Source organism: Streptomyces sp. NPDC004732 (genome assembly GCF_040609235.1).
Lineage (GTDB): Bacteria > Actinomycetota > Actinomycetes > Streptomycetales > Streptomycetaceae > Streptomyces.
The window spans coordinates 647,583-673,778 of the sequence record NZ_JBEXJR010000002.1; the positions used below are offsets into that span (position 1 = coordinate 647,583).

Sequence of the window (26,196 nt, forward strand, 5' to 3'; positions counted from 1 at the left end):
ATTTTCATCTCCTTAGACAGTAGATGTACGGTCATGCGCACCGTATCCGCGTCAGAACGGCACCAAGGGGACCAGCAATGGCAGATTTCTCCCGCCTTCCCGGACCGAACGCAGATCTGTGGGACTGGCAGCTCCTCGCGGCCTGCCGTGGGGTCGACAGCTCGCTCTTCTTCCACCCGGAGGGCGAGCGGGGCGCGGCGCGCAGCGCACGTGAGAACTCCGCCAAGGAGGTCTGCATGCGGTGCCCGGTGCGCGCGGAGTGCGCCGCTCACGCGCTCGCGGTGCGCGAGCCGTACGGCGTGTGGGGCGGGCTGACCGAGGACGAGCGCGAGGAGCTCATGGGCCGCGCGCGCAACCGCCTCGTCACGGCCTCCACCGTCACGGCGGCCGCCGCCTCGACGGCCAGAGCCGTGTCACACAGCTGAAGGAACGTTTCTTCGAATAAACACCCGTACGCGCCCGTACGGGTCGCCCACAGGGCGTCGATCAGCGGGCGGCGGCCCGCGCGAGGTGGTCCAGCGTGGCGGCGACGGCCGGCACCTGCGCCAGGTCCGGCAGCGTGAGCGCGACGATCTCCCGCCGCACGGCGGGCTCCACCGTCACGGTGCGTGCACCCATGGGGCGCACCGACTCGATCGCGAGCTCGGGCAGCACCGCCACCCCCAGACCGGCGCCCACGAGGCCGACCACCGCCGGATAGTCGTCGGTCGCGAAGTCGATCCGGGGCGCGAAGCCCGCGCTCTCGCAGACCTCCACCAGTTGCCTGCGACAGCGGGGGCAGCCCGCGATCCACGACTCGTCGGCGAACTCGCCGATGGTGACCGAGTCCGCACCGGCCAGCCGGTGCCCCTCGGGCACGAGACCGACGAGCCGGTCCGCGAGCAGCGGGCGCACGACGAGGTCGCCCCACTCCTCCGCGGCCGTCGCTCCTTCGTACCGGAAGGCGAGGGCGACGTCGCAGTCGCCCTCGCGCAGCATCTCCACCGAGCGCGGCGGCTCGGCCTCCACGAGGGAGACGCGGGTGCCCGGGTGGGCCGCGCGCAGCGCGGCCAGGGCGCAGGGGACGAGGGTGGAACTGCCGCTGGGGAAGGAGACGAGCCTGACCCGGCCCGCGCGCAGGCCCGCGATGGCGGCGACCTCCTCCTCGGCGGCGGTGAGCCCGGCGAGGATGCCCGCGGCATGCCTGACCAGCGCCTCGCCCGCCTGCGTCAGCCGCATCTCGCGGCCGGTGCGGATCAGCAGCGGCGTGCCCGCCGAGGATTCGAGGGCCTTCATCTGCTGGCTGACGGCGGGCTGGGTGCAGCCGAGCTCGCGGGCCGCGGCGGAGAAGGAGCCGGTGGCGGCCACGGCGCGCAGGACACGGAGATGACGGGCCTCGATCATGGTTCGAGCATAAGTGACGCTTGGGTGTATCGCGAAATAATGCGTCGCCACTTTGAGGAGCTCTCGCCTAGCCTGCCTACCATGGAGCTTCTTTCTGTGAACGTGGGCCGCCGCAAGACGGTCGCGTATACCGGTGCGCCCTCCGGTGGCACCGGCATCGACAAGCGGCCGGTGCGCGGGCCGGTGCGCGTGGCCGCGCCGGGCGCGAAGGGCGTCGGCGGGAGCGGCATGGCCGGTGACGAGATCTGCGACCTGCGCCACCACGGCGGCAACGACCAGGCGGTGTACGCCTACGCCCGCGAGGACCTCGACGCCTGGCAGCGCACCCTCGGACGCACACTGGCCGACGGCGCCTTCGGCGAGAACCTCACGACCTCGGGCGTCGACGTGAGCGGCGCGCGGATCGGCGAGCGCTGGCGGGTGGGTTCCGATCTGGTGCTCGAAGTGACGAGCGGGCGCATTCCCTGCCGTACGTTCCAGGGCCACCTCGACGAGAAGGGGTGGGTGAAACGGTTCACGGAAGAGGGCGTTCCCGGTGCGTATCTGCGCGTCGTGGAGCCGGGTGAGATCCGGGCCGGGGACCCGATCCAGATCGTGCACCGGCCTGCGCACGAGGTCACCGTCGCCCTCCAGTTCCGGGCCGTCACGACGGAGAAGGCCCTGCTGCCCGAGCTGCTCGCGGCGGGCGACGCCCTGCATCCCGAGACGGCCGCGCGTGCACGCAAGTACCTGGCGCAGCAGGGTGCTCCTGCCTCTCCCTGAGACCTGGCGGTCCGTGCAACACAGTGGTCACGCGATCTCACTAGCCTTGGGCCATGACTACGGCTCTGATTACGGGATCGACCGCCGGCATCGGCGCAGCCTTCGCGCGGCGCCTCGCGGCCGACGGGCACAACCTCGTGCTGGTGGCTCGCAACACCGAGCGGCTGCACGAGCAGGCGACCGAGCTGCACGACCGGCACGGCATCGAGGCGGAGGTGCTGACCGCGGACCTCGCGACGGACGAGGGCATCGAGACCGTCGAGAAGCGGCTCGCGAACCGCAGGGACGCGGTCGACCTCCTGATCAACAACGCGGGGTTCGGCAACAAGGGCCGGTATCTGGAGGTCTCGCTCACCGACGAGCTGACCATGCTCAAGGTGCACTGCGAGGCGGTGCTGCGGCTGACGTCGGCCGCGACGGAGTCGATGCGGGAGCGCGGCCGCGGCGGTGTCGTGAACGTCGCGTCGGTGGCGGCGTTCGTGCCGCGCGGGACGTACGGCGCCTCGAAGGCGTGGGTCGTGCAGTTCACCCAGGGCGCGGCGAAGGACCTGGCGGGTTCCGGAGTGCGGCTGATGGCGCTGTGCCCCGGCTTCGTGCGCACGGAGTTCCACCAGCGCGCGGGGATGGGCACGTCCAACATCCCCAACTGGATGTGGCTCGACGCGGACAAGCTGGTGTCGGTCGCCCTGGGCGACCTCTCCCGCGGCAAGACGGTGTCGATCCCGGATCCCCGCTACAAGGCCCTCATGGGCGTGGTGAAGGTGACCCCGCGGGCCCTGCTGGGCGGCGTCACATCCCGTACGGGCCGCAAGTACGGCCCGCAGTAGCTCTTCCGGGCGGGGCTGCGTCTGCCGGGTGGCTCTTCATCGCCGACTGCGGATCGTGGTCCGTCCTCGCGCAGTTCCCCGCGCCCCTAAAGGGGCGCTCACCGAAGTCGTCCTCAGGGGCGCGGGGAACTGCGCGACCAGCCAGGGACCAACCCGCACCCGGCAACGGGCAGCAACAAGGCAGACGTGGTCCCGAACAGGACTGAGGCCCGGCTCCCCCGAAAAGGGAGCCGGGCCTCAGTCACCGTTCAAGCCGAGCGCAGCGGGTCAGTGCGAGTGACCGTGGCCGTGGCCGTGACCGGCGTCGGCCTCTTCCTCGGCCGGCTTCTCGACGACCAGGGTCTCGGTCGTGAGGAGCAGCGACGCGATGGACGCGGCGTTCTCCAGGGCGGAGCGGGTGACCTTGACCGGGTCGATGACACCGGCCTTGACCAGGTCGCCGTACTCACCGGTCGCGGCGTTGAAGCCGAAGCCCTTGTCGAGCTCGGCGACCTTCGAGGTGATGACGTAGCCCTCGAGACCGGCGTTCTCGGCGATCCAGCGCAGCGGCTCGACGGCGGCGCGGCGGACGACGGCCACACCGGTGGCCTCGTCGCCGTCCTTGCCGAGGTTGCCCTCGAGGACCTTGACGGCGTGCACCAGAGCGGAGCCACCACCGGAGACGATGCCCTCCTCGACCGCGGCGCGGGTCGCGGAGATGGCGTCCTCCAGACGGTGCTTCTTCTCCTTCAGCTCCACCTCGGTGGCGGCGCCGACCTTGATGACGCACACGCCGCCGGCCAGCTTCGCGAGGCGCTCCTGGAGCTTCTCGCGGTCCCAGTCGGAGTCCGTGGCGTCGATCTCGGCCTTGATCTGGGCGACGCGGCCCTCGACGTCGGCCTTGTTGCCGCCGCCGTCGACGATCGTCGTGTCGTCCTTGGTGATCGTGACGCGGCGGGCGGTGCCCAGCACGTCGAGACCGACCTGGTCGATCTTGAGGCCGACCTCTTCGGCGATGACGGTGCCGCCGGTGAGGGTGGCGATGTCACCGAGCATGGCCTTGCGGCGGTCGCCGAAGCCCGGGGCCTTCACCGCGACGGCGTTGAAGGTGCCGCGGATCTTGTTCACGACCAGGGTCGAGAGGGCCTCGCCCTCGACGTCCTCGGCGATGATCAGGAGCGGCTTCGAGGCGTTGGCCTGGATGACCTTCTCGAGCAGCGGCAGGAGGTCCTGGATGGAGGAGATCTTGCCCTGGTGGATCAGGATGTACGGGTCGTCGAGGACGGCCTCCATACGCTCCTGGTCGGACACCATGTACGGCGACAGGTAGCCCTTGTCGAAGGCCATGCCCTCGGTGAAGTCGAGCTCCAGGCCGAAGGTGTTGGACTCCTCGACGGTGATGACACCGTCCTTGCCGACCTTGTCCATCGCCTCGGCGATGAGCTCGCCGACCTGCGGGTCCTGGGCCGACAGACCGGCGACGGCCGCGATGTCGGCCTTGTCGTCGATCGGACGGGCGGTGGCGAGGAGCTCCTCGGAGACGGCCGCGACGGCGGCGTCGATGCCCTTCTTGAGGGCGGCCGGGGAGGCACCGGCGGCGACGTTGCGCAGGCCTTCCTTGACCAGGGCCTGGGCGAGCACGGTGGCGGTGGTGGTGCCGTCACCAGCGATGTCGTTGGTCTTGGTCGCCACCTCCTTCACCAGCTGGGCGCCGAGGTTCTCGTACGGGTCCTCGACCTCTACCTCACGGGCGATGGTGACGCCGTCGTTGGTGATGGTCGGGGCGCCGAACTTCTTGTCGATGACGACGTTGCGGCCGCGGGGGCCGATCGTCACCTTGACCGTGTCGGCAAGCTTGTTGACGCCGCGCTCAAGGGCGCGACGGGCGTCCTCGTCGAACTTCAGGATCTTCGCCATGGGAGCGATTCAGCCCTCTCGAAAACTCGGGTGAACGAACTGCGCCCCTCGCCGCCCGGCAATCAGCGGGGTGACCAGGGGCGCAGCTCAAAAGCAAATCTGCTGGTGAAGCAGGTAAAGCAGTGAAGCGGTGAATTACTTCTCGACGATCGCGAGCACGTCGCGAGCCGAGAGGACGAGGTACTCGTCGCCGTTGTACTTCACCTCGGTGCCGCCGTACTTGCTGTACAGCACGACATCGCCGACCTTGACGTCGAGCGGCAGGCGCTCGCCGTTCTCGAAGCGGCCCGGGCCCACGGCGAGGACGGCGCCCTCCTGGGGCTTCTCCTTCGCGGTGTCCGGAATGACCAGGCCGGAGGCCGTGGTCTGCTCGGCGTCGAGCGGCTGGACCACGATGCGGTCCTCGAGCGGCTTGATGGCAACCTTGGAGCTTGCGGTCGTCACGATCCGGTCTCCCCCTTCGGAGATCTCACGGGGTTAAGAGTCTGAGTGTGGCGACCAGGTGGATCCGTCGTCGCGGGTGCCGGACCTGCCCGTCGCTATTGGCACTCTCCAGTGGGGAGTGCCAGAAGCGAGACTAGGACGGGGATTAGCACTCGGTCAAGCGGAGTGCCAGTTGACTGCGTCCGACTTCAGCCGGTGGGGGTGCGGAGCACCCCTTCGGGGCAACGCACGACGACGGGTGCCAGTTCCGCCGCCACGCGCCACGGAGGCCTCAATTCCCGGCGCTCCGCACAGGGGCCCGGACCCGGTCTGCCCTTGTTCGGCTTGCTCGGCACCTTCTGGGCCGCCTTCCTGCCCAGCCTCTCGATCGGGTCCACGGATTCCGCGCACCCCGTGAGCAGTGCGGGCGCGAGCACTCCGCACAGCAGGGCCCCGGCGAGGAGGCGGCGGCGCGCCCGCGCCCGCGGGGTCACAGGTAGTCCTCCAGCCTGGCGACCGCGTACCCCTTGTCCGTGACCGTCTTCATGACCCGGCGGATCATGTCCGGCATGGTGCCCTTCCAGTCCTCGCGCCCCCGGAAATGCGTGAGGATGATGTCGCCGGGGTGCAGGTCGCGGTCCCACTCGCGCCACTCCATGTGGTCGGCGAAGGCCTCCGACGCCCACAGCGGCACCGCCTTGACGCCACAGGACTTGGCGGCGCGCAGCGTGTCCTGGTTGTAGTTGCCGTAGGGCGGGCGGAAGAGCTCGGGGCGCTTGCCGTAGTGCTTCTCGATGGTGTCCTGCATGCCGCAGATCTCGCGGCGCTGCTTGTCGTACGAGAGTCCGGGCAGGTAGCGGTGGTTGAGCGTGTGGTTGTTCAGGGAGACGCCGCGGCCCTGCATCTTCTTGAAGTAGGCGTAGTCCTCCTTGACCAGGTAGTCGCTGAGGAACGCCGTGTAGGGGAGCTTCAGTTCGCTCATCATCTTCAGCAGCGCCGGGTCCTTCTCGGCGCCGTCGTCGATGGTCAGGAAGACGACCTTCTCCTTGGTGGGGATCGTCGTGAAGACCGGTGGCAGGCTCGACTGGCCCTTGACCTCGAACCCCTTGCGGGTGGTGATCCGCGGCTTGGTGCTGGGCGCGGGGGGCGCGGCCAGCGGGGTCTTGGCCAGGCCCCAGCGCTTGGCGGCCATGGCGCGGGCGACCTGGGCCGTGGCGAGCTTCTGGGCGTACGAGTCGAGGGCGCGGGCGGGCGGGGCCTTGAGCGGCTGCTGTCCGTGGGCGGGGCGCACGTCGTCGGAGTCGCCGCCGGACGCGCAGCCCGAGGCGATCGCCGCGAGGAACAGGACGGCGATCAGGACGCGTGCCCGATTCTTCCGTCTTCCGGCGTATTCTTCGTTTTGTCGTACTAGTTGCATGGCGCCGGATCCTCGCAGCTCAAGGCCCTGCCGAGGGCCCGACACCGCCACCGGCCGCGCACCATCCACCGACTGGCCCACAATGGGGCAGGTGAACGACCCGAACACGCCGAGCGCCCACGAGACCGACCTCGGCGACCCCCTCGCCGCCTTCGCCGCCCTCCGCACCGAGGAGGGCCGGGCCCTGCTCGACGAGGTGCGGGACGTCGAACCGGCACAGGAGCTCGCCGCCGCCACCCGGCTGCGCCGCTCGCACCCGGCGCCCCTGGTCTCCGCGGCGCTCGCCCAGGCGCGGCTGCGGCAGCGGGCCGCGGCGAAGTTCGGCGCCGAGGACGCGGCCCGGATGTTCTTCACTCCCAATGGCGTCGAGCAGTCCACGCGCGCCTCCGTCGCCACGCACCGCGCCGAGAGCTTCAAGGCCTTGGGCGTACGTTCACTGGCCGACCTCTGCTGCGGCATCGGCGGCGACGCCATCGCCCTCGCGCGGGCCGGGATCTCCGTGCTCGCCGTCGACCGGGACCCGCTGACCTGCGCGGCGGCCCGAGCCAACGCCGAGGCACTCGGCCTCGCCGGCCTGATCGAGGTGCGCGAGGCGGATGTCACCGAGGTGGACACGTCCGCGTACGACGCCGTCTTCGTGGACCCGGCGCGGCGGGGCGGCCGCGGGCGGATCTTCGACCCCGAGGCCTACTCCCCGCCGCTGTCCTGGGCGGTCGGGGCGGCGCTCGGGGCCCCGCTCGCCGCGCTGAAGATCGCCCCCGGCATCCCGCACGAGGCGATCCCCGCCGAGGCGGGCGCCGAGTGGATCTCGGACGGCGGCGACGTGAAGGAGGCCGTGCTGTGGTTCGGCACGGACACCCCCGCCTCGCACCGCGCCACGCTCCTGCCCGGCGGTGCCGCCCTGTGGACCTCGCTCGCCGCGATGCTGCCCGACCCGCCGGCGCGGCCCGTCGGGCGCTACCTGTACGAGCCGGACGGCGCCGTCATCCGCGCGCACCTGGTCGCCGAGGTCGCCGCCCGGGTCGAGGGCGGACTCATCGACGAGACCATCGCGTACGTCACCTCCGACGCCCTGCACGACACCCCGTACGCGACCGCGTACGAGATCACCGACCAACTCCCGTTCAGCGTGAAGAAGCTGAAGGCGCTGCTGCGCGAGCGCGGGGTCGGCATCCTCACCGTGAAGAAGCGCGGCTCCGCCGTCGAGCCCGAGGAGCTGCGGCGCAAGGTGAAACCGCAGGGGAAGAACGCGGCGACCGTCTTCCTGACACGGGTGGCGGGCGCCCCCACGATGCTGATCGGCCACCCAACAGTCGGCCACCCGACAGAAGGGCCCTAGGGCCCGTCCCCCGCCTGCGCCCCGCGGCCCGACCCCGCCCAGCAGTCCGCGGCCCGCGCCAGGAGCAGTTCCCGTTCCCGCTCGTTGCGCGCCAGCGACGCCGCACGCTCGAACTCCGCATGGGCCTCCTCCGTCCGCCCGAGCCGCTCCAGCAGGTCGCCCCGCACGCTGGGCAGCAAGTGGTAGTCCTTCAGGACGGGTTCGGCGGTGAGCGCGTCGACCAGCACGAGGCCCGCCTCCGTCCCCTGGGCCATCGCGACGGCGACCGCGCGGTTGAGCTCGACGACCGGGGACGGGGCACGGGCGGCGAGCAGGCCGTAGAGAGCGGCGATCTGCTGCCAGTCGGTCTCCTCGTAGGTGTGCGCGTGGGCGTGGCAGGCGGCGATGGCCGCCTGCAGGGCGTACGGGCCGAGGGCACCCGCCGGTGAGGGCGCCGTGCTCTGGGCCCGCGCAAGGGCGGCGAAACCGCGCCGGACCAGCATCTGGTTCCAGTGGGCCCGGCTCTGGTCCTTGAGCAGCACCGGCTCGCCCGCCGGGCCCGTGCGCGCCGCCGTGCGCGAGGCCTGCAGTTCGAGCAGCGCGGCCAGGCCGTGCGCCTCGGACTCCTCGGGCAGCAGAGCGGTGAGCACCCGGGCCAGGCGCAGTGCGTCCTCGCACAGGGCGGGGCGCAGCAGGTCGTCGCCCGCCGTGGCGGCGTACCCCTCGTTGAAGATCAGGTAGATGACTTCGAGGACCGAACCGACGCGGGCTTCGCGGTCCGGCCCGTAGGGGACCTCGAAGGCGACGGCCCGGGCGGCGAGGGTGCGTTTGGCGCGCACGATCCGCTGCGCCACGGTCGGTTCGGGGGCGAGCATCGCGCGGGCGATCTCCGCGGTGGTCAGACCGCCGAGCAGGCGCAGCGTGAGCGCCACGCGGGCCTCGGTGGAGAGCACCGGGTGACAGGCGATGAAGACGAGGCGGAGCAGGTCGTCGTCGATGGCGTCGGGGTCGGCGGACACGACGTCCTCGACGGGGTCGGTGGGGGGCGGGGCGGTCTCCAGGTCGCGGCCGACCTCGGCGAGCTTGCGGGCGTAGCGCTCGCGGCGGCGCACCAGGTCGACGGCGCGGTGCCTGGCGGTGGCCATGAGCCAGGCGCCCGGGTTGTCGGGGACGCCTTGCGCGGGCCACTGTTCGAGGGCCGCCACGAGGGCGTCCTGTGCCAGCTCCTCGGCGATGCCGACGTCTCGTACGATCCGCGTCACACCGGCGATGATGCGCGGCGACTCCATGCGGAAGACGGTCTCGATGGCCTGGCGGGGGTGCTCCGGGGGATGGCTCACGGCCATCCATCAGAGCACCCCGGCGCCACCGCCGCAAAGGCACTGGGGCGAGGCTCAGCCCTCGATCTCCCGGACCTCCGCGGTGATCGTCCAGTAGTCCTCGTGGGTCTTGAGGAACCGCTTGGTCCACTCGACGGCCTCGGCCATGTCCTTGGCCTGGCAGACGGAGTAGCCGCCGATGACCTCCTTGGTCTCGGTGAACGGTCCGTCGGTCGTGGACAGTTCGCCCTTGTCCCAGGTCACGCGGGTGCCTTCGGAGGTCGGCCGGAGCCCTGCGGTGTCGAGCATCACCCCTGCCTTGGTGATCTCCTCAAGCAGCGCGCCCATGCGCTCCTGCAGTTCGGGGCTCGGGCCGCCCTCGGGCGCGTTGTTCTCGTCGATGCGGATCAGCGTCATGTAGCGCGGCATGGTGGTCTCCCAGTCGGGTGGCGGCGGGGCTTCTCCTCGCCTCTCACCCTTGCGTCGAACGGGAGACGCCCGTTTCGACATCGTCGCCGAAATTCTTCGAAGTTTCTTCTCCGGTCGGCGTTTTCGCAGGTCGCAGCGGTGCGATGGGAGACGTACGCGGGCCGTGCAGCGCCGCCGTCGCCAGGGCGGCCGCCACCAGGAGCCCCGCGGACACCGCGAACGCCGCCGCGTACCCCTCGGCGAGGGCGCCGCGGCCCCGCCCCTGCCCCGTGGCGCTCGCCGCGACCGTGACCAGGACCGCGAGGCCCAGGGAGCCGCCGAGCTGACGGGAGCTGTTGAGCAGCCCGGAGGCCATGCCGGTCTCCTCGGGGGCGACGCCGCTGGTCGCCGCCGTGCCGAGCGGCACGAAGCACAGGCCGATGCCGACGCTCGCGACCAGCGAGGGCCCGAGGATGGAGCCGAGGAACGTGCCGCCCGCCTCGACCGTCAGCGCGAACCAGCCGAATCCGGCGGCCCCGAGCAGCCCGCCCGCCACCAGGAGCGTCCGCTGGCCGAGCCGCCCGACGGTGCGGGTGGCGACCGTCGACCCGGCCACGATGCCCGCGCAGAACGGCAGGAACGCGGCGCCGGCCGCCGTCGGCCCGTACCCCATCACCTGTTGGAGGTAGAGCGAGGTGAAGTAGAAGGCGGCGAACTGTCCCGAGGACATCAGCAGGGCGAAGACGTTCGCGGAGAGCACGGGCCGGTGCGCCGTGCCGAGCAGGCCGAGTCGCAGCAGCGGCTCCCGCTTGCGGGCCTCGACGGCGACGAAGGCGGCGAGCAGCACGGCCGCGGCGCCGAGCGTGCCCAGTGCGGCGCCCGATCCCCAGCCTGCCGTCTCCGTGCGCACGAGGCCGAGGACGAGCAGGGTCGTACCGGCCGTGACGAGCAGGGCGCCGGTGATGTCGAGGCGGGGCGCGGGTCCGGTGCGGCGGTCGGCGGGGATGCCGCGGCGCGAGGCGAGGAGCGCGGCGAGCACCACGGGGACGTTGATCAGCATCACGGAGCGCCAGCCCACCCAGTCGGTGAGCAGTCCGCCCGCCATGATCCCGACGGCGCCGCCGAGCGCCCCGGAGACGCCCCACAGGCCGAGCGCCCGGGACCGCGCGGGCCCCGCCGCGTAGTTCACGGTGATCAGGGCGAGCGCGACGGGTGCGAGCGCCGCCGCACCCGCGCCCTGCACCGCACGCGCGGCGATCAGCTGCCCCGGCGCGAGGGCCAGCCCGCCCGCGAGGCTCGCCGCGCCGAAGACCGCGAAGCCCCAGGTGAGGGTGCGCCGTCTGCCGACCAGGTCGGCGAGGCGGCCGCCGAGCATGAGCAGGCCGCCGAAGGCGAGCGCGTAGGCGTTGACGACCCAGAGCAGCGCGTCGGGGGCAAAGCCGAGGTCGTCGCCCATGTCGGGCAGGGCGATGTTGACGACGGACATGTCGAGGGAGACGAGGAACTGCACGGTGAGCAGCACCGGCAGCAGCCAACGCCCGGGCTGCGCGTCCGGGTTCCGGCTCGGATTCGGGTTCACGTTCACCATGCGCCGGACATTACTATACGCGTATAGAAATTACGCAAGGGTCGCTGCTCGCCGACCTTGCCCAAGGGCGACAATGAGCGGGTGGCAGCAGACGAGACCGACCAGACGGCACCCGTGGCGGACGCCAAGGCCCCCACCACGGGGAAGAAGCGCGCCGTGGGGCGCCCCCGCCGCATCGAGACGGAGACCGTCGTCGCGACGGCCCGCCGGATCCTGGAGACGGAGGGCGTCGCGGCCCTGAGCATGCGCCGGGTCGCCAAAGAGGTCGGCACGACGCCGATGGCGCTCTACCACCACGTGCGCGACAAGGACGAGCTCCTGATGCTCACGCTCGCCGGTACGGCCGCCACGGTCCCGCGCCCCGAACTGCCCGCGGACCCGCGCGACCGCCTGCTCGCCGTCTCGCTCCACATGCACGGCACGCTGGCGCGGATGCCCTGGGTGGTCGAGGTGCTCAGCCTCGGCGACCTCACCGACGAGGGCGCCCTGTGGATGGTCGAGGAGATCATCGCCTGCGGCATCGCGTGCGGGCTCACCCCCGAGGAGGCCGTGCGCGCGTACCGGACCATCTGGCACTGCGTCTACGGAGACCTGGCCTTCCGCCACGCCATGGAGCGCCGCGCCGCGGACCCGGGCCGCAAGCGCCACTTCCCCGACCTGCTCGCCGACGCGGACGCGGCCGAACTCCCCCACCTCGCGGCGCTCGCGGGCCGCTGGGCCGAACTCACCGAGGACTACGACGTGACCCGCCAACTGGGCGCGGTCGTCGACGGCTTGCTGGGCCGGGCGGCACGCTCCCGCTGATCCGGACGGGTGTGTCAGGCTCCCCCGCATGCCCTTCGACCACAACGACCACTACCACCCCCTGCTCCTGCGGAACCTGCCGCCCGGTGGCCGCACCGCCCTCGACATCGGCTGCGGCACCGGCCGCTTCGCCCGCCTCCTCGCGGCCCGCGGCTACGAGGTCGACGCGCTGGACCCCTCGGCGGAGGTCATCGCCCAAGCGGAGTTGGTGGGCGGCGGCCCCCGTTTCCGGCAGGCCGACGTGACCGCGGAGGACCTCCCCGAGGGCCACTACGACGTCATCACCTGCCTGGCGAGCCTGCACCACATGCCCTTCGACACGGTGACGCGCCTGCGCGACGCCCTCGCCCCGGGCGGCACCCTGCTCGTCCTCGGCTGCTACGCGGGCATGACCTGGTGGGACTTCGCGGCGTCCCCCGCGAACGCCGTGGCGAGGGCGACGGTGTACGCGTCCGAGCGCCTGCGCGGCGAGCGCACGCCCCCGCTCAAGGCCCCGGTGCACCAGCCGGACATGCGGCTCCCCCAGGTCCGCACCGAGGCGGCCCGCCTGCTGCCCGGCAGCAGCGTGCGCCAACTGCTCTTCTGGCGCTATCTGCTGACGTACCGACGGTGATCAGAGCAGCTCGTCGAGGTTCCACAGACGCACGGTGCCGTCGTGGGCGCCCGCGGTGGCGAGCAGCGGCAGCTTCGGGTGGAATCCGGCCGTACGCGCCGAGCCGAACGTCCCCGCCACGGCACACCCGGGGAACTGACCCACCGCCACGACGTGTCCCTGACACCAGAAGCTCAAAGACGGGGGACTCGAATGACGATGCCGCAGTACGGCACACCGCAACAGGACCTGGACCGGGCGGAGGACGCGGCCTCGGGGGCGTATGTGCGCATCGGCCTGCTCGTGGGCCTCTACGCCGTCGCCGCGGCGGGCTGGATCGGCTACGAGGTGGACAGCCGCGGCGCCGACGGCGGCGACTTCATCACCGCCCTGTACGACCCGCGGATCCCGTTCATCCCCTATGCCCAGACCCCGCACGACTGGGCGCTGATCGCGGCCGCGCTCGTCTTCGGCGGGATCGCGGTCGCCCGCCGCCGGGTGGCGCGCGGCGCGCTGATGCTGCTCGCGGTGGTGCTGATCGCCCTCTCCCTGCGGGAGTTGGTGGGCCTCGCGGTCTCCTCGGACTACCGGGCCGTGCTGAGGCGCTCCGAGTACGGACAGCTCCTCATCGGCTTCCGGGTGCTCGGGCTGCTCGTGGGCGCGGCGACGCTGATCGGGATGACGCGCGCGGGCCGACGCCAGGTCACCCTCAGGTCGTACGCGCCGTACGCGCCGTACGCGCCGTACACGCCGTACGACGCCCCGCGACCGCTGCCGACGGCCGTGCGCCCGCAGTTCGCCACCGCGGGCGGCTGCCTGCTGCTGTCCGGCGCCATCGCCGTCGCCTGGCTGGTCTACCGGCTGACGCGGGCGCAGGTGTTCCTCGTCGGCGGCTCGCCCGACGCCGGGGTCGGCGGCTTCTTCCGGGACGTGGTCGACGCCTCGTACTCCACGTCGATCCCGTACAGCTTCCACACCGCGGCCTTCGCGCTCGCGCCCCTGCTGGTCGGGGCGGTGCTGCTCGCGGGGCGTCCGGCGGGCCGGGGCGCGGGGCTCGCGCTGGCGTTCGTGCTGCTCTACCTGGACGGGCGCGGCCTGTACTCGTACGTGGCCGACGGAGCCATCGACCGGTACTTCGACAGCACGCTCGGCACGCTGGTGGTGCTCTCCACGATCTGCACGGCGGTCCTGTCACTCGTGACGGTCGCGGTACTGCTGAGCGCCGAGGAAGCCTAAGCCTCCGCCACCGGCTCGAACCGCCACCGGTGCACCGCCCGCGTCACCAACCCACCGTCGGGCTCGGGAAGTTCGGGCAGCTCGGCGTCGAACGCGGCGTCCCACCAGGTGATGACGAGCACCCGGTCCTGCGGCGCGCGGAAGGTCTCGCGGCGGACCGGGGCGCCGTCGACGCCGCCGATCTCCTGGGCCCGCGCCCAGGCGAGCAGCTCGTCGCCGCGCCCCTCGACGGCCCGGGCCTCCCACATCAGTGCGACGGTCACGAGTACAGGTTCTCCTTGCTGACCTCGTGCACGTGGTCGTGGGTGTGCGCGTGTCCCGGCACGTGCGGCTCCGTCACCGGCAGCGACGAGTCCGCCGACAGGTCCCAGTCCGAGGCCGCCCGGTTGCGGGCCACCATCTCGGCGCCGAGGGCCGCGACCATCGCGCCGTTGTCCGTGCACAGCTTGGGGCGCGGCACGCGCAGCCGGATGCCCGCCCTCTCGCACCGCTCCTGGGCGAGGGCGCGCAGGCGCGAGTTGGCGGCCACGCCACCGCCGATCATCAGGTGGTCGACGCCCTCGTCCTTGCAGGCCCGCACGGCCTTGCGGGTCAGCACGTCGACGACCGCCTCCTGGAAGGACGCGGACACGTCCCGCACCGGCACCTCCTCGCCCGCGGCCCGCTTCGCCTCGATCCAGCGGGCGACGGACGTCTTCAGCCCGGAGAAGGAGAAGTCGTACGCGGCGTCGCGGGGCCCGGTCAGGCCGCGCGGGAAGGAGATCGCGTTCGGGTCGCCCTCGCGCGCGTAGCGGTCGATGACGGGACCGCCGGGGAAGCCGAGGTTCAGCACCCGTGCGATCTTGTCGAAGGCCTCGCCCGCCGCGTCGTCGATGGTCGAGCCGAGCGGCCGGACGTCGGACGTGATGTCCTCGGACAGCAGCAGCGACGAGTGTCCGCCGGAGACCAGGAGCGCCATCGTCGGCTCGGGCAGCGGCCCGTGCTCCAGCTGGTCCACGCAGATGTGCGAGGCGAGGTGGTTGACGCCGTACAGGGGCTTGCCCAGCGCGTACGCGTACGCCTTCGCGGCCGAGACGCCGACCAGCAGCGCGCCCGCGAGACCGGGCCCCGCGGTCACCGAGATGCCGTCGAGGTCCTTCGCGCTCACCCCCGCTTCCTTCAGGGCGCGGTCGATGGTGGGCACCATCGCTTCGAGGTGTGCGCGGGAGGCGACCTCGGGCACGACGCCGCCGAAGCGGGCGTGCTCGTCGACGCTGGAGGCGATGGCGTCCGCGAGCAGTGTGGTGCCGCGGACGATGCCGACGCCGGTCTCGTCGCAGGAGGTCTCGATGCCGAGGACGAGGGGTTCGTCGCGCGAGTCAGCCATGAATCTCGGTTCCTTGTACGCCAGGTGCGGAGGTGGAGGGATCGGTGCGGCGCATTACCAGGGCGTCCACGTTGCCCGGCTGGTAGTAGCCGCGCCGGAAGCCGATGGGCTCGAAGCCGAAGCGCTCGTACAGCTTCTGCGCCCGTGTGTTGTCGACCCGCACTTCCAGCATCACCTCGGCGCACTCGAAGGCGGTCGCGGCCTGGAGCAGGTCGGTGAGGAGCCGGGCGCCGAGGCCGGTGCCCCAGTGATCGCGGGCCACGGCGATGGTCTGGACGTCGGCGAGGTCTCCGGCGGCGGCGAGTCCCGCGTACCCGACGAGGCGGTCGCCGTCCATGGCCACCACATAGCGGCGGGTGGCGAGCGGTCCGCGCGCGTGGGCGAGCTCGGACCAGAACATCCCGCGCGACCAGGCGTCGTCCGGGAAGAGCTCCTTCTCCAGGACGAACACCGCGTCGATGTCCCACCAGCGCATCTCGCGCAGCACGGCGGACTCGGTCACCTGGGTCACCTGGGTCACTTCGGGGTGACCACCTTGTAGTTCTTGGGCACCTGCGCGTCCGGGCGGCGCAGGTACAGCGGCCGGGGCTCCAGGAGCTCCTCGCCCGCCGCGAGCCTCTCCGCGGCCAGGGCGGCGAGCGCGGCCGCCGACACGTGCTCGGGGGCGCGGGCGTCGGGGAAGGTGTCGGGGTAGAGCAGCGCGCCTGCGCCGACGGCGGGCAGCCCCGCGACCTCGGCGGCGATGTCCGCGGGCCGGTCGACGGCAGGCTCGCCCACGCGCGTGCGCACGTCGTCGTAGCGGGCCCAGTAGACCTCCTTGCGGCGGGCGTCGGTGGCCACCACGAAGGGGCCGCTCTCGATGCCCGAGGCGTACGCGAGGCCGTCCAGCGTGCACACTCCGTGCACCGGGACGCCGAGCGCGAGGCCGAACGTGTCGGCGGTCATCAGGCCGACGCGCAGTCCGGTGTAGGGGCCTGGGCCCACGCCGACGACGATGCCGGTCACGGCGTCGAGTCTCAGTCCGGCGTCGGCGAGCACACGGTCGACGGCCGGAAGCAGCAGTTCCCCGTGGCGGCGGGCGTCGACCTGGCTCGACTCCGAGACGACGGAGGAGCCGTCGTGGAGGGCGACGGTGACGGCGGGCGTTGCGGTATCCAGAGCGAGCAAGAGCACGCGAACAGCCTACGGCTCCCGGGCGCCGCGCACGGCCGCACCGGCATGAGGGGTCAGGTGCGGTGCCCGGGGATGCGGCACGGCTGCTGCTACCGTCACTCCGTAGCCGTACGCAGTACGAAGAGGTGGGTGGCGCAAGGTGTCAAGGAGCAGCTCGGGAATCGTGGCCGGGCTCACCGCTGTCGCGCTCGCCGCGGTCGGCTTCCTCGCCTATCAGGCCTCGGCCAGCGCGCCGGACCACCCGGGGAAGGCCGACAAGTCCCCCTCCGCCTCCGCGTCGCGCACCCCCAAGGACAAGAAGAACCCCACCGCCCTGCCCGCGCGGTCCGGCGCGGGTGAGCGGGTCGTGTACTCCCTGGACGACCAGCGCGTCTGGCTCGTCGAGGCCTCCGGCAAGGCCAAGCAGACCTTCAAGGTCACCCCTGGCACGGTCGACCCGGTCCCCGGCACGTACGCCGTCACCTCCCGGACGGGCCGCATCACCGGTACGGATGGCGTGCCGATCGAGCACGTCGTGATCTTCACGGCCAACGAGGGGGTCGCGATCGGCTTCAGCGCGGCCGTCGACGGCTCGACACCGCCGCCCGACGCGGCGAAGAAGACCGGTGGCATCCGCCAGTCGCGCGCGCACGCCGACGCGATGTGGGAGTTCGCGCTGCGCGACAAGAAGGTCGTCGTCGTTCCCTGATCAGCGGAACCGGGCAGGACTCAGCAGAACCCGGCAGAACTCAGCAGGACGGACGACTCGGCTCCGTGGTGGGCGTGGGCGCGTCCCCAGCGGGCGCAGGGTCGCACGGAGGCGTGGAGACGGCGCTCGCGGCGGCGCACGACGCGAGCAGATCACTCATCGACAGATTCGAGGGGTCCGCGGCGGCCGATGGTCCAGGCAGCCTTTTCCCGCGCGGCTGAGCACAGGCGTCACGTTCTGAAGCCGACATGGATGCCTCCTGGGGGCTCCGGGGGCAGACGTGGTTAGGTAGACCTAACCAGGACCGGTATCCATGTGACCATGCCCGGCGCACGCAACGCAACATTTTGCCGACGTCTTGTCGGAACGTTCGGTCGAACGTACGAGAAACGCCCCGGGCCGAGGGCCCGGGGCGGGAGTGTGCGCGGGGCCGCGAAGCCCCTCAGGCGCCCAGCGACGCCAGGTCGGCGTCCGCCCACCGCGTGCCGAGCCCGGTGAGCGTCACCTCGCGCACCTCGTCCGTCGTGTCGCCCACGGCACGGTCGATGACGACCCGCAGCCGGTCGTCCGACAGCTCCTCGACCTTGCCGTCGCCCCACTCCACGACGATCACCGATTCGGGCAGCGAGACGTCGAGGTCCAGGTCCTCCATCTCGTCGAGCCCGCCGCCCAGGCGGTACGCGTCCACGTGGACCAGCGAGGGTCCGTCGCCGAGCGGGGGGTGCACACGGGCGATGACGAAGGTCGGGGAGGTGACGGCGCCGCGCACGCCGAGGCCCTCGCCGAGACCACGGGTCAGCGTCGTCTTCCCGGCGCCGAGCTCCCCGGTGAGCATGACGAGGTCGCCCGGGCGCAGGAGCTTGGCCAGACGACGTCCCAACTCGCCCATGTGCTCGGGGGAGTTGACAGTGATCTTGAGTGTGACGGCCGGGGCCTGGTGGTGCGGTGCTTCCATACCGACCACGTTAGCGGCTGGGAGCTCCCGCTCAGGCCCGCCGCTCGGCCTCCGGGACCGCACCAGCCCGCACCAGCAGATCCGCGAGCCGGTCCATGACCACCTCCGGATGCTCCAGCATGACCAGGTGCCCGGCGTCCGGGACGAGCACCAGCTCGGCGTCGGGCAGCAGGTGGGCGATCGCCTCGCTGTGCTCGCTCGGCGTGACCAGGTCCTGGTCCCCCGCGAGGACGAGCACCGGCAGCTCGGCGAAGTGCTTCAGCGCCTCCGCCTTGTCGTGCTCGGCGAAGGCCGGGTAGAACTCCGCGACCACGTCGATCGGGGTCGCCTCGATCATCCGCTCAGCGAACCGCGCGATGGCCGGGTCCACGTCCTTGCGCGAGAACGAGTACCGCTTGATGACGCCCGCGAAGAGGTCCGCGGTGGCCCGCCGCCCCCGCTCCACCAGCTCGGCCTGCGAGCCGAGCGCCCGCAGCAGGCCGGGCAGCACCCGCCGGACCGCGTTCATCCCGGCGACCGGGAGCCCGAAGTTCACCTCGCCGAGCTGCCCCGACGACGTGCCGATCAGGGCGACGCCCAGCACGCGGTCGCGGATCAGCTCGGGGAACTGGTCGGCGAGCGCCATGGTCGTCATGCCGCCCATGGAGTGCCCGACGAGGACGAGCGGCCCCTCGGGCGCCGCGGCGTCGATGACGGCCTTCAGGTCGCGCCCCAGCTGGTCTATGGAGACCGGCACGTCGTGCTCGAGCTGGTCGACCCCGCGCGCCGAACGGGCGTGGCTGCGCTGGTCCCAGTAGACCGCGCGGACGACGCCGCGCAGGGCGGCCCGCTGGAAGTGCCAGGAGTCCTGGCTCAGGCAGTAGCCGTGGCTGAAGACGACGGTGACGGGCGCGGGAGACCGGCGGCCGAAGAGGCGGCGCCGCCGCGGGGCCTGATCGCCGCCGCCCCCGGCCTCCTCGGCCTCCTCCACCTCGTACGAGAGCTCCGTGCCGTCGTCCGCGTACGCCGTGCCCGGCATGCCGCGCAGCGAGCCGTACGGCCCCGACGCGTCGAGCGCGAGCCGCGCCTTCTTGCGCATGCCGCGGCCGACGGTGAGCCGCTCTATGGCCACACCGGCGGCCGCGCCCGCGGCGAGGACGCCTATCGCGGCGCCCGCCACTCCTGCCTTGCGCCAGTTCCCGGCCGCGGCGGCGGCCTCCGACACCGCTTCCACCGCGGCCGCCCCCGTGCTGCTCTCGCTCACGTGCCGCTCCTCGTCAGTTCCCGGTCAGTCGTCAGCCCGCTCGTGCACGAAGACGCGCGGGACGCGCGATCCGATGCGGGTGACGATTTCGTACGCGATGGTGCCCGCGGCCTGCGCCCAGTCCTCCGCGGTCGGCTCACCGCGGTCGCCGGGGCCGAACAGCACGGCCTCCGTGCCCACCGCGGGCTCGTCCCCGCCGAGGTCCACCACGAACTGGTCCATCGCGACCCGTCCCGCGGCCGTCCGCAGCTTGCCGTCGACGAGCACCGGGGCCGTGCCGGAGGCGTGGCGCGGGATCCCGTCGCCGTAACCGGCCGGGATGAGGCCGAGGGTCGTCTCGCCGGGGGTGACGTAGTGATGGCCGTAGCTCACGCCGTGGCCCGCCGGGGCGCGCTTCACATGGGCGAGCGAGGCGGTGAGCGTCATGACGGGCCGCAGCCCGAAGTCCGCGGAGGTGCCCACCTCGGGGCTCGGCGACACCCCGTACATCGCGATGCCGGGACGCACGAGGTCGAAGTGCGCCTCCGGAAGGGTGAGCGTCGCCGGGGAGTTGGCGATGTGCCGCACCTCCGGCCGGATCCCGCGGTCCTCCGCGTACGCCACCATCTCGCGGAAGACCGTGAGCTGGGCGGCGATCGACGGATGCCCCGGCTCGTCGGCGCACGCGAAGTGCGACCAGAGGCCGGTGACCGTGACGAGCCCGTCGTCCTCGGCGCGCAGGACGCGGTCGACGAGCTCGGGCCAGTCCGCGGGCATGCAGCCGTTGCGCCCCAGTCCCGTGTCGGCCTTGAGCTGGATACGGGCGGTCCGCCCCGCCTCGCGCGCGGCGGCCGTCACCTCCTCCAGCGCCCACCGGGCGCTCACCGACATGTCCAGGTCGGCCTCGACGCCCTCGCGCCAGGGCCCGCCGGGCGTCCACAGCCAGCACATGATCCGCCCCGGCAGGCCCGCGGCGCGCAGGGCCAGGGCCTCCTCGGGGGTGGCGGTGCCGATCCAGGTGGCGCCCGCCTCACGGGCGGCCTTGGCGCAGGGCACCATTCCGTGGCCGTATCCGTCCGCCTTCACCACGGCCATGAACGCGGCGTCCGGCGCATGGGCGCGCAGCGCGCGCACGTTGGCGCGGAGGGCGGCGAGGTCGATCTCGGCCCGGACACGGAAAGGTGCTGTCTCGTTCATCGCGGACAAGTGTCTCAGAGCCCGCCGACAGCCCCCGCTCCCGCAGGTCTTGGCCGCCCTGCTCAGGTCCCCGGCTTGCGCCCCCAGACATAGACCCGGTCGCCCTTGAACAAGATCTTCCACAGCGCGCGGGCGTCGGCGACCCGCATGTTCACACAGCCGCGCGAGCCCGGCGGGCTGTACACGTTGCCGTAGATGGCGTGGAACGCCTGGCCGCCGTTGAAGAACTGGCTGTACGGCATGGGGGTCTCGTACAGCGACGACCAGTGGTTCTTGTGCTTCCAGTAGACCTTGTGCCAGCCCGTGCGGGTCCGGTAACCGGCCCGCCCGGTGCGGACGGGCACGGGGCCGAGCAGCACCTTCTTGCCCTTCTGCACCCACATCAGCTGCCGGGTCAGATCGACGCAGGCGACGCGGTACGCGCGCGTGGGGCACTGTTTCGCGGCGTTCGGGTTCTTGCGGGCCGTGATCAACCGCATCCGGGCCCAGGTCACCGGCCCCGCGAATCCGCTCGCGGGCCGGATCCCCTGCTTGCGCTGGAAGGCACGGATCGCCCGGCAGTCCGCGGCGGACTGCTTGCCGTCCACCTTCCTGTGGAGCCACCGCTCGACCTGCCGCTGGTAGGGGCCCGCGCGCCGGGTGCACACGGGAGCGGCACCGGCGGCGGTGACCTCACTCGACGGCACGTACTCGACGAGGGCGTCGGTGCCCTCGGGCGCCGCCATGGGCTCGATGGCGTCCTCGGCGACGCTCGGCCGGTACACCTGCGGCGCCAGGACCTGGTCGCGGGTGTCCAGCTGCCACGGGTGGGGCGGCGCGGACGGGATGCCGGGGACCAGCGGGGAGGCGCCGGGGGCCGCGGGCCGCGGCGGCGGGACGGGCCCGGCGGACGCGGGGGCGGCGGGCAGGGCCGCGGCAAGGGCGAGCAGCACGGTGAGACCGCGCCGGACTGTCTTACTGATCATGTGATGAGCGAACCCGCCCGGATCCCGTACGCCCGTCAGCCGCGCGGAAACATCACTCGAAGGGGCCCCTGACCAACCCACAGCCTCCGCCCCCCACCCCCCCACCTCAATCACATCAGCCGGTCCTCCCGACCTCCCGCCACACCACCGGAATGGCGTCCGCCACGTCCTGCGCCCCCACGGGCGCACCCTTCGACGCATGCCGCCCCGCCAGCCCATGCAGATACGCGCCGACGGACCCCGCGTCCCGCGCGTCGAGCCCCGCCGCCAGCAGGGACCCGGCGAGCCCGGACAGCACATCGCCGCTGCCCGCGGTGGCGAGCCAGGGCGTCCCGGTCGGATTGACCCGCACAGGACCCTCCCCCGAGGCCACCAAGGTCGTGGACCCCTTCAGCAGCACCGTCGCCCCGTACCGCCGCGCCAGCTCCCGTACGGCGGAGAGGCGCCCCGCCTCGACCTCTTCCCTGGCCACGCCGAGCAGCGCCGCGGCCTCCCCGGCATGCGGCGTGAGAAGCGTCGGAGCCCGCCGCGCCCGCACGTCCCGCTCCCCGGCGAGCCGCAGCCCGTCGGCATCGATCAGCACGGGCACATCAGCACCGAGCACCTCCCCCAGCCGCTCCGCGTCGTCACCGAGCCCGGGCCCCACGACCCACGCCTGCACGCGCCCGGCCTTCGACGGCGGCCCGGCGGACACCAGGGCCTCGGGGAACCGTGCGATGACGGCGTCCGCGGCGGGCCCCACGTACCGCACGGCCCCCGCGCCCCCGCGCAGCGCACCCGCGACGGCGAGCACGGCCGCCCCCGGATACCGCGCGGACCCGGCGACGATCCCCACCACTCCGCGCCGATACTTGTCGCTCTCCCCACCGGGCACAGGCAACAGCCGAGCAACATCCGCGAACTGCAGAGCCTCGGCCTCAGCCTCCCCAGGCTCAAGCCCAAGCCCAATATCGACGAGCCGCACGACACCGGCGTACTCCCGCGCAGGATCGATGAGCAGCCCCGGCTTGTACGCACCGAAGGTCACCGTCACATCGGCCCGCACCGCGTCCCCGTGCACCTCACCGGTATCCGCGTCGACCCCACTGGGCAGATCCACGGCAACAACGACAGCGTCCCGCACCCCCGCCACAAGCCGAGCGGCCCGCTCCCGCAGCCCACCCCGCCCCCCAATACCCACAACCCCATCAACGACAAGCCGCGCCCGAGCCACAAGGCCCTCGGCCCGCTCCTCCCCGGCATCCACCACCACACCCCCGGCGGCCCGCAGCGCGGCAAGCCCCCCGGCATGCGTCCGCTCCGGGGCAAGCAGCACGGCACTGACTCCGGCCCCACGCCGAGCAAGCCGAGCCCCCGCAAACAGGGCATCGCCCCCGTTGTCCCCACTGCCCACCAGCAGCGTGACCCTCGCCCCGTACACCTTGCCGAGCAGCCGCACACACTCGGCGGCAAGCCCAGCCGCAGCCCGCTGCATCAACACACCTTCGGGCCCCCGAGCCATAACGACCCGCTCACCGGCCCTGACGCTCTCCACTCCGTACGCAGTACGCATGCACCCAGTCTGCCCGCACCCGCGAGCGCGCCCGAGGGGACGCGGGGGTATGTGCGCACGGAGCACCGAGCACACGCTGTCCTGCGGACACATCGGGCGCGGCGCAGGGATGGCGAGTACGTACATACCCCCGCGTCCCCGCCCCCACAGCAAGGCGCACAGCGCAGGGCGTCGACCGCGACAAGGCCCTACTACCCCTCAGCCACAACCACCGCGGAAGCAACCCCCGCATCGTGACTGAGCGACACATGCCAAGCCCGCACACCCAGCACAGAGGCCCGCTCAGCCACACTCCCCCGCACCCGGACCCGCGGCTGCCCGCTCGACTCGACGTACACCTCGGCATCCGTCCACCGCAGCCCCGCAGGCGCCCCCAGCGCCTTCGCCAACGCCTCCTTCGCCGCGAACCGAGCCGCCAGCGAGGCGACCCCGCGCCGATCCCCGCCCGGCAGCAGCAGCTCGCTCTCCACGAAGAGCCGCTCCGCCATCCCCGGCGTCCGCTCCAACGCGGCCCCGAACCGCTCGATCTCCGCGACGTCGATGCCTACCCCAATAATCACCGGCTCAGAGTGACACACCCCACGTGACGCACCCCACCCCCCACCCCACCCCCCGTCCCGTTCAAACAGCCGTAACAATGGACTGTGATCTCTTCGGTCTCCGTGCCCCCGACGGCACCCCGGAGCGCCCACCGGCCCAAGCCGGAGGCGACTCCCTACGTCGACCTCACCCGCACCGAGTGGAGCGCGCTGCGGGAGAAGACGCCGCTCCCCCTGACGGCGGAAGAGGTGGAACGGCTCCGCGGCCTCGGCGATGTCATCGACCTGGACGAGGTCCGCGACATCTACCTCCCGCTCTCCCGCCTCCTGAACCTCTACGTAGGCGCGACGGACGGCCTGCGCGGCGCGCTCAACACGTTCCTGGGCGAGAAGGGGTCCCAGTCGGGCACCCCCTTCGTCATAGGAGTCGCCGGTTCCGTGGCGGTCGGCAAGTCGACCGTCGCCCGCCTCCTCCAGGCCCTGCTCTCCCGCTGGCCCGAGCACCCGCGCGTGGAGCGCGTCACGACGGACGGCTTCCTCCTGCCCACCAAGGAGCTGGAGGCCCGCGGCCTGATGTCCCGCAAGGGCTTCCCGGAGTCGTACGACCGCCGCGCGCTGACCCGTTTCGTCGCGGACATCAAGGCGGGCAAGGACGAGGTGACGGCACCCGTCTACTCCCACCTGATCTACGACATCGTGCCGGACCGGCGCCTCACGGTCCGCCGCCCGGACGTCCTCATCGTCGAGGGCCTCAACGTCCTGCAGCCCGCACTCCCCGGCAAGGACGGCCGCACCCGGGTGGGCCTGGCGGACTACTTCGACTTCAGCGTGTACGTCGACGCCCGCGCGGACGACATCGAGCGCTGGTACCTGAACCGCTTCAAGAAGCTGCGCCAGACCGCCTTCCAGGACCCGTCGTCGTACTTCCGCAAGTACACACAGGTGTCGGAGGAGGAGGCGCTCGACTACGCCCGGACCACCTGGCGGACGATCAACAAGCTCAACCTCGTGGAGAACGTGGCCCCCACCCGCAGCCGCGCCACCCTGGTCGTCCGCAAGGGCCCCGACCACAAGGTCCAGCGCCTCAGCCTGCGCAAACTGTGAGAGGGCCCTCGCGCACCCCGCGAGGACCCTCCCAACCGCACACCGGGCGCACACGCACCGGCCGCCGAACCCCTAGCCCAGCGCGGACTTCACCACGTCGGCAAGACGCCCGGCCACGGACCGGGCCTGCTCGATGTCAGCGGCCTCGACCATGACCCGGACCAGCGGCTCGGTCCCGGAAGGCCGCAGCAGCACACGCCCCGTGGAGCCCAGCTCGCGCTCGGCATCGACGACCGCGGCGGTCAGCTCCGCGGAGGTCTTCACGCGCGTCCTGTCGACGTCCGGCACGTTGATGAGGACCTGCGGAAGGCGCTCCATGACACTGGCGAGGTCCGCGAGCGAACGCCCCGTCTCGGCGACCCGCGCCGCGAGCAGCAGCCCGGTCAGCGTGCCGTCACCGGTCGTCGCGTGGTCGAGGATGATCACGTGCCCGGACTGCTCGCCGCCCAGGGCGAAGCCGTGCTCCTTCATCGACTCCAGCACGTACCGGTCGCCGACGGCGGTCTGCACCAGGTCGAGGCCCTGGCCCTCCATGGCGAGCTTGAAGCCGAGGTTGGACATGACCGTGGCGACGACGGTGTCGTGGCGCAGCGTGCCGTGCTCCCGCATGGCGAGGGCGAGCACGGCGAGGATCTGGTCGCCGTCGATCTCCGCACCCGTGTGGTCCACGGCGAGGCAGCGGTCGGCGTCCCCGTCGTGCGCGACGCCGAAGTCGGCCTTGTGCTCGACGACGGCGGCCTTGAGCAGCTCCAGGTGCGTGGACCCGCACCCGTCGTTGATGTTCAGCCCGTCGGGCTGGGCGCCGATCGTGATGACCTCGGCACCGGCACGCGCGAAGGCCTCGGGCGAGACGCGGGCGGCGGCGCCGTGCGCCTCGTCGAGGACGATCTTCAGTCCGTCGAGGCGGTTCGGGAGGACCCCGATGAGGTGGGCCACGTACTGGTCGAGCCCCTGGTCGTACGACTTCACGCGGCCGACGCCCGAGCCGGTGGGCCGCTGCCACGGAGCACCCGTGCGGTGCTCGTCGTAGACGGACTCGATGCGGTCCTCCAGCTCGTCGGCGAGCTTGTGCCCGCCGCGGGCGAAGAACTTGATGCCGTTGTCGGGCATCGCGTTGTGGCTGGCGGAGAGCATCACACCGAGGTCGGCGCCCAGCGCACCGGTGAGATGCGCCACCGCGGGGGTGGGCAGCACACCGACGCGCAGGACGTCCACGCCCGCGCTCGCCAGGCCCGCGACCACCGCGGCCTCCAGGAACTCCCCGGACGCGCGCGGATCACGCCCGACCACCGCCACCGGGCGATGACCTTCAAAGGTGCCCGCCTCGGCCAGTACGTGCGCCGCCGCCACGGAGAGTCCGAGCGCGAGCTCGGCCGTCAGATCCGCGTTGGCAACGCCACGCACGCCGTCCGTGCCGAAGAGTCGTCCCACTGCTGTCCTCCGAACGTTCAAGAAAAACCAC

The 26,196-nt window shown here is 72.3% G+C and carries 29 protein-coding genes; 9 read left to right on the forward strand and 20 right to left on the reverse strand.

What is annotated here, in order from left to right; all coding sequences use genetic code 11:
• Positions 1-77: 77 nt before the first annotated feature.
• Positions 78-425 carry a WhiB family transcriptional regulator gene (locus ABZV77_RS07510; RefSeq protein WP_356251534.1) on the forward strand — a complete coding sequence of 116 codons (348 nt, stop codon included), beginning with the start codon at positions 78-80 and terminating at the stop codon, positions 423-425.
• A gap of 61 nt (positions 426-486) precedes the next feature.
• Here ABZV77_RS07510 and ABZV77_RS07515 read toward each other — a convergent pair whose 3' ends face one another.
• The gene (locus ABZV77_RS07515) at positions 487-1,383 is read right to left on the reverse strand and encodes a LysR family transcriptional regulator (protein WP_356251536.1); all 897 of its coding nucleotides are present in this window, start codon (positions 1,381-1,383) and stop codon (positions 487-489) included.
• Positions 1,384-1,464: 81 nt separating this feature from the next.
• On the opposite strand from ABZV77_RS07515, the gene ABZV77_RS07520 reads away from it, so the two are divergent.
• Both ABZV77_RS07520 and ABZV77_RS07525 read left to right on the forward strand, forming a co-directional pair.
• Positions 1,465-2,145 carry an MOSC domain-containing protein gene (locus tag ABZV77_RS07520; protein ID WP_356251539.1) on the forward strand — a complete coding sequence of 227 codons (681 nt, stop codon included), beginning with the start codon at positions 1,465-1,467 and terminating at the stop codon, positions 2,143-2,145.
• A gap of 53 nt (positions 2,146-2,198) precedes the next feature.
• Positions 2,199-2,972, forward strand: coding sequence for an SDR family oxidoreductase (locus tag ABZV77_RS07525; RefSeq protein WP_356251542.1), 774 nt, complete (start codon positions 2,199-2,201; stop codon positions 2,970-2,972).
• Positions 2,973-3,239: 267 nt separating this feature from the next.
• Here the strand turns inward: ABZV77_RS07525 and groL are convergent, their stop codons facing one another.
• The 4 genes from groL to ABZV77_RS07545 form a co-directional block, all read right to left on the reverse strand.
• Positions 3,240-4,868, reverse strand: a complete 1,629-nt coding sequence (groL, locus tag ABZV77_RS07530; RefSeq protein WP_356251545.1) for a chaperonin GroEL — start codon at positions 4,866-4,868, stop codon at positions 3,240-3,242.
• Positions 4,869-5,003: 135 nt separating this feature from the next.
• Positions 5,004-5,312: a co-chaperone GroES gene (gene groES / locus ABZV77_RS07535; protein ID WP_006347174.1), complete on the reverse strand. Its 309-nt coding sequence runs from the start codon at positions 5,310-5,312 to the stop codon at positions 5,004-5,006.
• 188 nt (positions 5,313-5,500) lie between these two features.
• Positions 5,501-5,785, reverse strand: coding sequence for a hypothetical protein (locus ABZV77_RS07540; protein WP_356251548.1), 285 nt, complete (start codon positions 5,783-5,785; stop codon positions 5,501-5,503).
• Entirely contained in the window at positions 5,782-6,708 is a 927-nt protein-coding gene (locus tag ABZV77_RS07545) for a polysaccharide deacetylase family protein (RefSeq protein WP_356251551.1), read from the reverse strand. Before ABZV77_RS07545 ends, ABZV77_RS07540 begins: the two co-directional genes overlap by 4 nt.
• Before the next feature lie 82 nt (positions 6,709-6,790).
• On the opposite strand from ABZV77_RS07545, the gene ABZV77_RS07550 reads away from it, so the two are divergent.
• Entirely contained in the window at positions 6,791-8,047 is a 1,257-nt protein-coding gene (locus ABZV77_RS07550) for a class I SAM-dependent methyltransferase (protein ID WP_356251554.1), read from the forward strand.
• On the opposite strand, the gene ABZV77_RS07555 is transcribed toward ABZV77_RS07550, so the two are convergent.
• From ABZV77_RS07555 to ABZV77_RS07565, 3 genes are read right to left on the reverse strand one after another with little or no spacing between them, the layout of a single operon-like run.
• Entirely contained in the window at positions 8,044-9,372 is a 1,329-nt protein-coding gene (locus tag ABZV77_RS07555) for a DUF6596 domain-containing protein (protein ID WP_356251556.1), read from the reverse strand. The two genes, ABZV77_RS07550 and ABZV77_RS07555, sit on opposite strands and share 4 nt — an antisense overlap.
• A gap of 48 nt (positions 9,373-9,420) precedes the next feature.
• Positions 9,421-9,774 (reverse strand): YciI family protein, encoded by a 354-nt coding sequence (locus tag ABZV77_RS07560; RefSeq protein WP_356251559.1) that lies wholly within the window; start codon positions 9,772-9,774, stop codon positions 9,421-9,423.
• A 43-nt stretch (positions 9,775-9,817) separates the two neighbouring features.
• Positions 9,818-11,341: an MFS transporter gene (locus ABZV77_RS07565; protein WP_356251562.1), complete on the reverse strand. Its 1,524-nt coding sequence runs from the start codon at positions 11,339-11,341 to the stop codon at positions 9,818-9,820.
• A 114-nt stretch (positions 11,342-11,455) separates the two neighbouring features.
• Here ABZV77_RS07565 and ABZV77_RS07570 point away from each other — a divergent pair, with 114 nt between their 5' ends.
• Positions 11,456-12,145 carry a helix-turn-helix domain-containing protein gene (locus tag ABZV77_RS07570; protein WP_356252379.1) on the forward strand — a complete coding sequence of 230 codons (690 nt, stop codon included), beginning with the start codon at positions 11,456-11,458 and terminating at the stop codon, positions 12,143-12,145.
• Between the two features lie 28 nt (positions 12,146-12,173).
• The gene (locus ABZV77_RS07575) at positions 12,174-12,758 is read left to right on the forward strand and encodes a class I SAM-dependent methyltransferase (RefSeq protein ID WP_356251565.1); all 585 of its coding nucleotides are present in this window, start codon (positions 12,174-12,176) and stop codon (positions 12,756-12,758) included.
• On the opposite strand, the gene ABZV77_RS07580 is transcribed toward ABZV77_RS07575, so the two are convergent.
• Positions 12,759-12,908: a WD40 repeat domain-containing protein gene (locus tag ABZV77_RS07580; protein ID WP_356251568.1), complete on the reverse strand. Its 150-nt coding sequence runs from the start codon at positions 12,906-12,908 to the stop codon at positions 12,759-12,761. It lies immediately after the preceding gene.
• Positions 12,909-12,950: 42 nt separating this feature from the next.
• On the opposite strand from ABZV77_RS07580, the gene ABZV77_RS07585 reads away from it, so the two are divergent.
• Positions 12,951-13,973 carry a hypothetical protein gene (locus ABZV77_RS07585; RefSeq protein ID WP_356251570.1) on the forward strand — a complete coding sequence of 341 codons (1,023 nt, stop codon included), beginning with the start codon at positions 12,951-12,953 and terminating at the stop codon, positions 13,971-13,973.
• Here the strand turns inward: ABZV77_RS07585 and ABZV77_RS07590 are convergent.
• Genes ABZV77_RS07590 through tsaB form a run of 4 tightly spaced genes read right to left on the reverse strand, consistent with a single transcriptional unit; the run spans position 13,970 to position 16,512 of the window.
• Positions 13,970-14,236, reverse strand: coding sequence for a hypothetical protein (locus ABZV77_RS07590; protein WP_356251573.1), 267 nt, complete (start codon positions 14,234-14,236; stop codon positions 13,970-13,972). The genes ABZV77_RS07585 and ABZV77_RS07590 overlap by 4 nt on opposite strands.
• On the reverse strand, positions 14,233-15,339 hold the full coding sequence (gene tsaD / locus ABZV77_RS07595) for a tRNA (adenosine(37)-N6)-threonylcarbamoyltransferase complex transferase subunit TsaD (RefSeq protein ID WP_356251576.1): 1,107 nt from the start codon (positions 15,337-15,339) through the stop codon (positions 14,233-14,235). The genes ABZV77_RS07590 and tsaD overlap by 4 nt, the downstream gene beginning before the upstream one ends.
• The gene (gene rimI, locus ABZV77_RS07600) at positions 15,332-15,814 is read right to left on the reverse strand and encodes a ribosomal protein S18-alanine N-acetyltransferase (protein WP_356252382.1); all 483 of its coding nucleotides are present in this window, start codon (positions 15,812-15,814) and stop codon (positions 15,332-15,334) included. The genes tsaD and rimI overlap by 8 nt, the downstream gene beginning before the upstream one ends.
• A 41-nt stretch (positions 15,815-15,855) precedes the next feature.
• Complete coding sequence (gene tsaB, locus ABZV77_RS07605) at positions 15,856-16,512, reverse strand: tRNA (adenosine(37)-N6)-threonylcarbamoyltransferase complex dimerization subunit type 1 TsaB (RefSeq protein WP_356251579.1); 657 nt, start codon at positions 16,510-16,512, stop codon at positions 15,856-15,858.
• 139 nt (positions 16,513-16,651) lie between these two features.
• Here tsaB and ABZV77_RS07610 point away from each other — a divergent pair, with 139 nt between their 5' ends.
• Entirely contained in the window at positions 16,652-17,200 is a 549-nt protein-coding gene (locus tag ABZV77_RS07610; RefSeq protein WP_356251582.1) for a hypothetical protein, read from the forward strand.
• Between the two features lie 442 nt (positions 17,201-17,642).
• On the opposite strand, the gene tsaE is transcribed toward ABZV77_RS07610, so the two are convergent.
• The 6 genes from tsaE to ABZV77_RS07640 all read right to left on the reverse strand — a co-directional run bounded on the left by tsaE (position 17,643) and on the right by ABZV77_RS07640 (position 23,651).
• Positions 17,643-18,155 (reverse strand): tRNA (adenosine(37)-N6)-threonylcarbamoyltransferase complex ATPase subunit type 1 TsaE, encoded by a 513-nt coding sequence (tsaE, locus tag ABZV77_RS07615; RefSeq protein ID WP_356251585.1) that lies wholly within the window; start codon positions 18,153-18,155, stop codon positions 17,643-17,645.
• Between the two features lie 31 nt (positions 18,156-18,186).
• Entirely contained in the window at positions 18,187-19,398 is a 1,212-nt protein-coding gene (locus tag ABZV77_RS07620; protein ID WP_356251588.1) for an alpha/beta hydrolase, read from the reverse strand.
• A gap of 24 nt (positions 19,399-19,422) precedes the next feature.
• A complete protein-coding gene (gene alr, locus ABZV77_RS07625; RefSeq protein ID WP_356251591.1) occupies positions 19,423-20,574 on the reverse strand; it encodes an alanine racemase in 1,152 nt (383 codons plus the stop codon).
• Positions 20,575-20,636: 62 nt separating this feature from the next.
• Positions 20,637-21,539, reverse strand: a complete 903-nt coding sequence (locus ABZV77_RS07630) for a L,D-transpeptidase family protein (protein WP_356251594.1) — start codon at positions 21,537-21,539, stop codon at positions 20,637-20,639.
• Positions 21,540-21,654: 115 nt separating this feature from the next.
• Positions 21,655-23,091 (reverse strand): NAD(P)H-hydrate dehydratase, encoded by a 1,437-nt coding sequence (locus tag ABZV77_RS07635; protein WP_356251597.1) that lies wholly within the window; start codon positions 23,089-23,091, stop codon positions 21,655-21,657.
• 191 nt (positions 23,092-23,282) lie between these two features.
• Positions 23,283-23,651 carry a holo-ACP synthase gene (locus ABZV77_RS07640; RefSeq protein WP_356251600.1) on the reverse strand — a complete coding sequence of 123 codons (369 nt, stop codon included), beginning with the start codon at positions 23,649-23,651 and terminating at the stop codon, positions 23,283-23,285.
• A gap of 102 nt (positions 23,652-23,753) precedes the next feature.
• On the opposite strand from ABZV77_RS07640, the gene coaA reads away from it, so the two are divergent.
• A complete protein-coding gene (gene coaA / locus ABZV77_RS07645) occupies positions 23,754-24,734 on the forward strand; it encodes a type I pantothenate kinase (protein WP_356252385.1) in 981 nt (326 codons plus the stop codon).
• A gap of 72 nt (positions 24,735-24,806) precedes the next feature.
• Here the strand turns inward: coaA and glmM are convergent, their stop codons facing one another.
• Positions 24,807-26,165, reverse strand: a complete 1,359-nt coding sequence (gene glmM, locus ABZV77_RS07650) for a phosphoglucosamine mutase (protein WP_356251603.1) — start codon at positions 26,163-26,165, stop codon at positions 24,807-24,809.
• Positions 26,166-26,196 lie beyond the last annotated feature (31 nt).

Excerpts from the sequence above, each read along its gene's own strand:
- ABZV77_RS07510 (WP_356251534.1), top strand. The coding sequence starts at position 78 with ATGGCAGATTTCTCCCGCCTTCCCGGACCGAACGCAGATCTGTGGGAC.
- ABZV77_RS07515 (WP_356251536.1), bottom strand. The coding sequence starts at position 1,383 with ATGATCGAGGCCCGTCATCTCCGTGTCCTGCGCGCCGTGGCCGCCACC.
- ABZV77_RS07520 (WP_356251539.1), top strand. The coding sequence starts at position 1,465 with ATGGAGCTTCTTTCTGTGAACGTGGGCCGCCGCAAGACGGTCGCGTAT.
- ABZV77_RS07525 (WP_356251542.1), top strand. The coding sequence starts at position 2,199 with ATGACTACGGCTCTGATTACGGGATCGACCGCCGGCATCGGCGCAGCC.
- groL (WP_356251545.1), bottom strand. The coding sequence starts at position 4,868 with ATGGCGAAGATCCTGAAGTTCGACGAGGACGCCCGTCGCGCCCTTGAG.
- ABZV77_RS07545 (WP_356251551.1), bottom strand. The coding sequence starts at position 6,708 with ATGCAACTAGTACGACAAAACGAAGAATACGCCGGAAGACGGAAGAAT.
- ABZV77_RS07550 (WP_356251554.1), top strand. The coding sequence starts at position 6,791 with ATGGGGCAGGTGAACGACCCGAACACGCCGAGCGCCCACGAGACCGAC.
- ABZV77_RS07555 (WP_356251556.1), bottom strand. The coding sequence starts at position 9,372 with ATGGCCGTGAGCCATCCCCCGGAGCACCCCCGCCAGGCCATCGAGACC.
- ABZV77_RS07560 (WP_356251559.1), bottom strand. The coding sequence starts at position 9,774 with ATGCCGCGCTACATGACGCTGATCCGCATCGACGAGAACAACGCGCCC.
- ABZV77_RS07565 (WP_356251562.1), bottom strand. The coding sequence starts at position 11,341 with ATGGTGAACGTGAACCCGAATCCGAGCCGGAACCCGGACGCGCAGCCC.
- ABZV77_RS07575 (WP_356251565.1), top strand. The coding sequence starts at position 12,174 with ATGCCCTTCGACCACAACGACCACTACCACCCCCTGCTCCTGCGGAAC.
- ABZV77_RS07585 (WP_356251570.1), top strand. The coding sequence starts at position 12,951 with ATGACGATGCCGCAGTACGGCACACCGCAACAGGACCTGGACCGGGCG.
- tsaD (WP_356251576.1), bottom strand. The coding sequence starts at position 15,339 with ATGGCTGACTCGCGCGACGAACCCCTCGTCCTCGGCATCGAGACCTCC.
- rimI (WP_356252382.1), bottom strand. The coding sequence starts at position 15,814 with ATGCGCTGGTGGGACATCGACGCGGTGTTCGTCCTGGAGAAGGAGCTC.
- tsaE (WP_356251585.1), bottom strand. The coding sequence starts at position 18,155 with ATGGAAGCACCGCACCACCAGGCCCCGGCCGTCACACTCAAGATCACT.
- alr (WP_356251591.1), bottom strand. The coding sequence starts at position 20,574 with ATGAACGAGACAGCACCTTTCCGTGTCCGGGCCGAGATCGACCTCGCC.
- ABZV77_RS07630 (WP_356251594.1), bottom strand. The coding sequence starts at position 21,539 with ATGATCAGTAAGACAGTCCGGCGCGGTCTCACCGTGCTGCTCGCCCTT.
- ABZV77_RS07635 (WP_356251597.1), bottom strand. The coding sequence starts at position 23,091 with ATGCGTACTGCGTACGGAGTGGAGAGCGTCAGGGCCGGTGAGCGGGTC.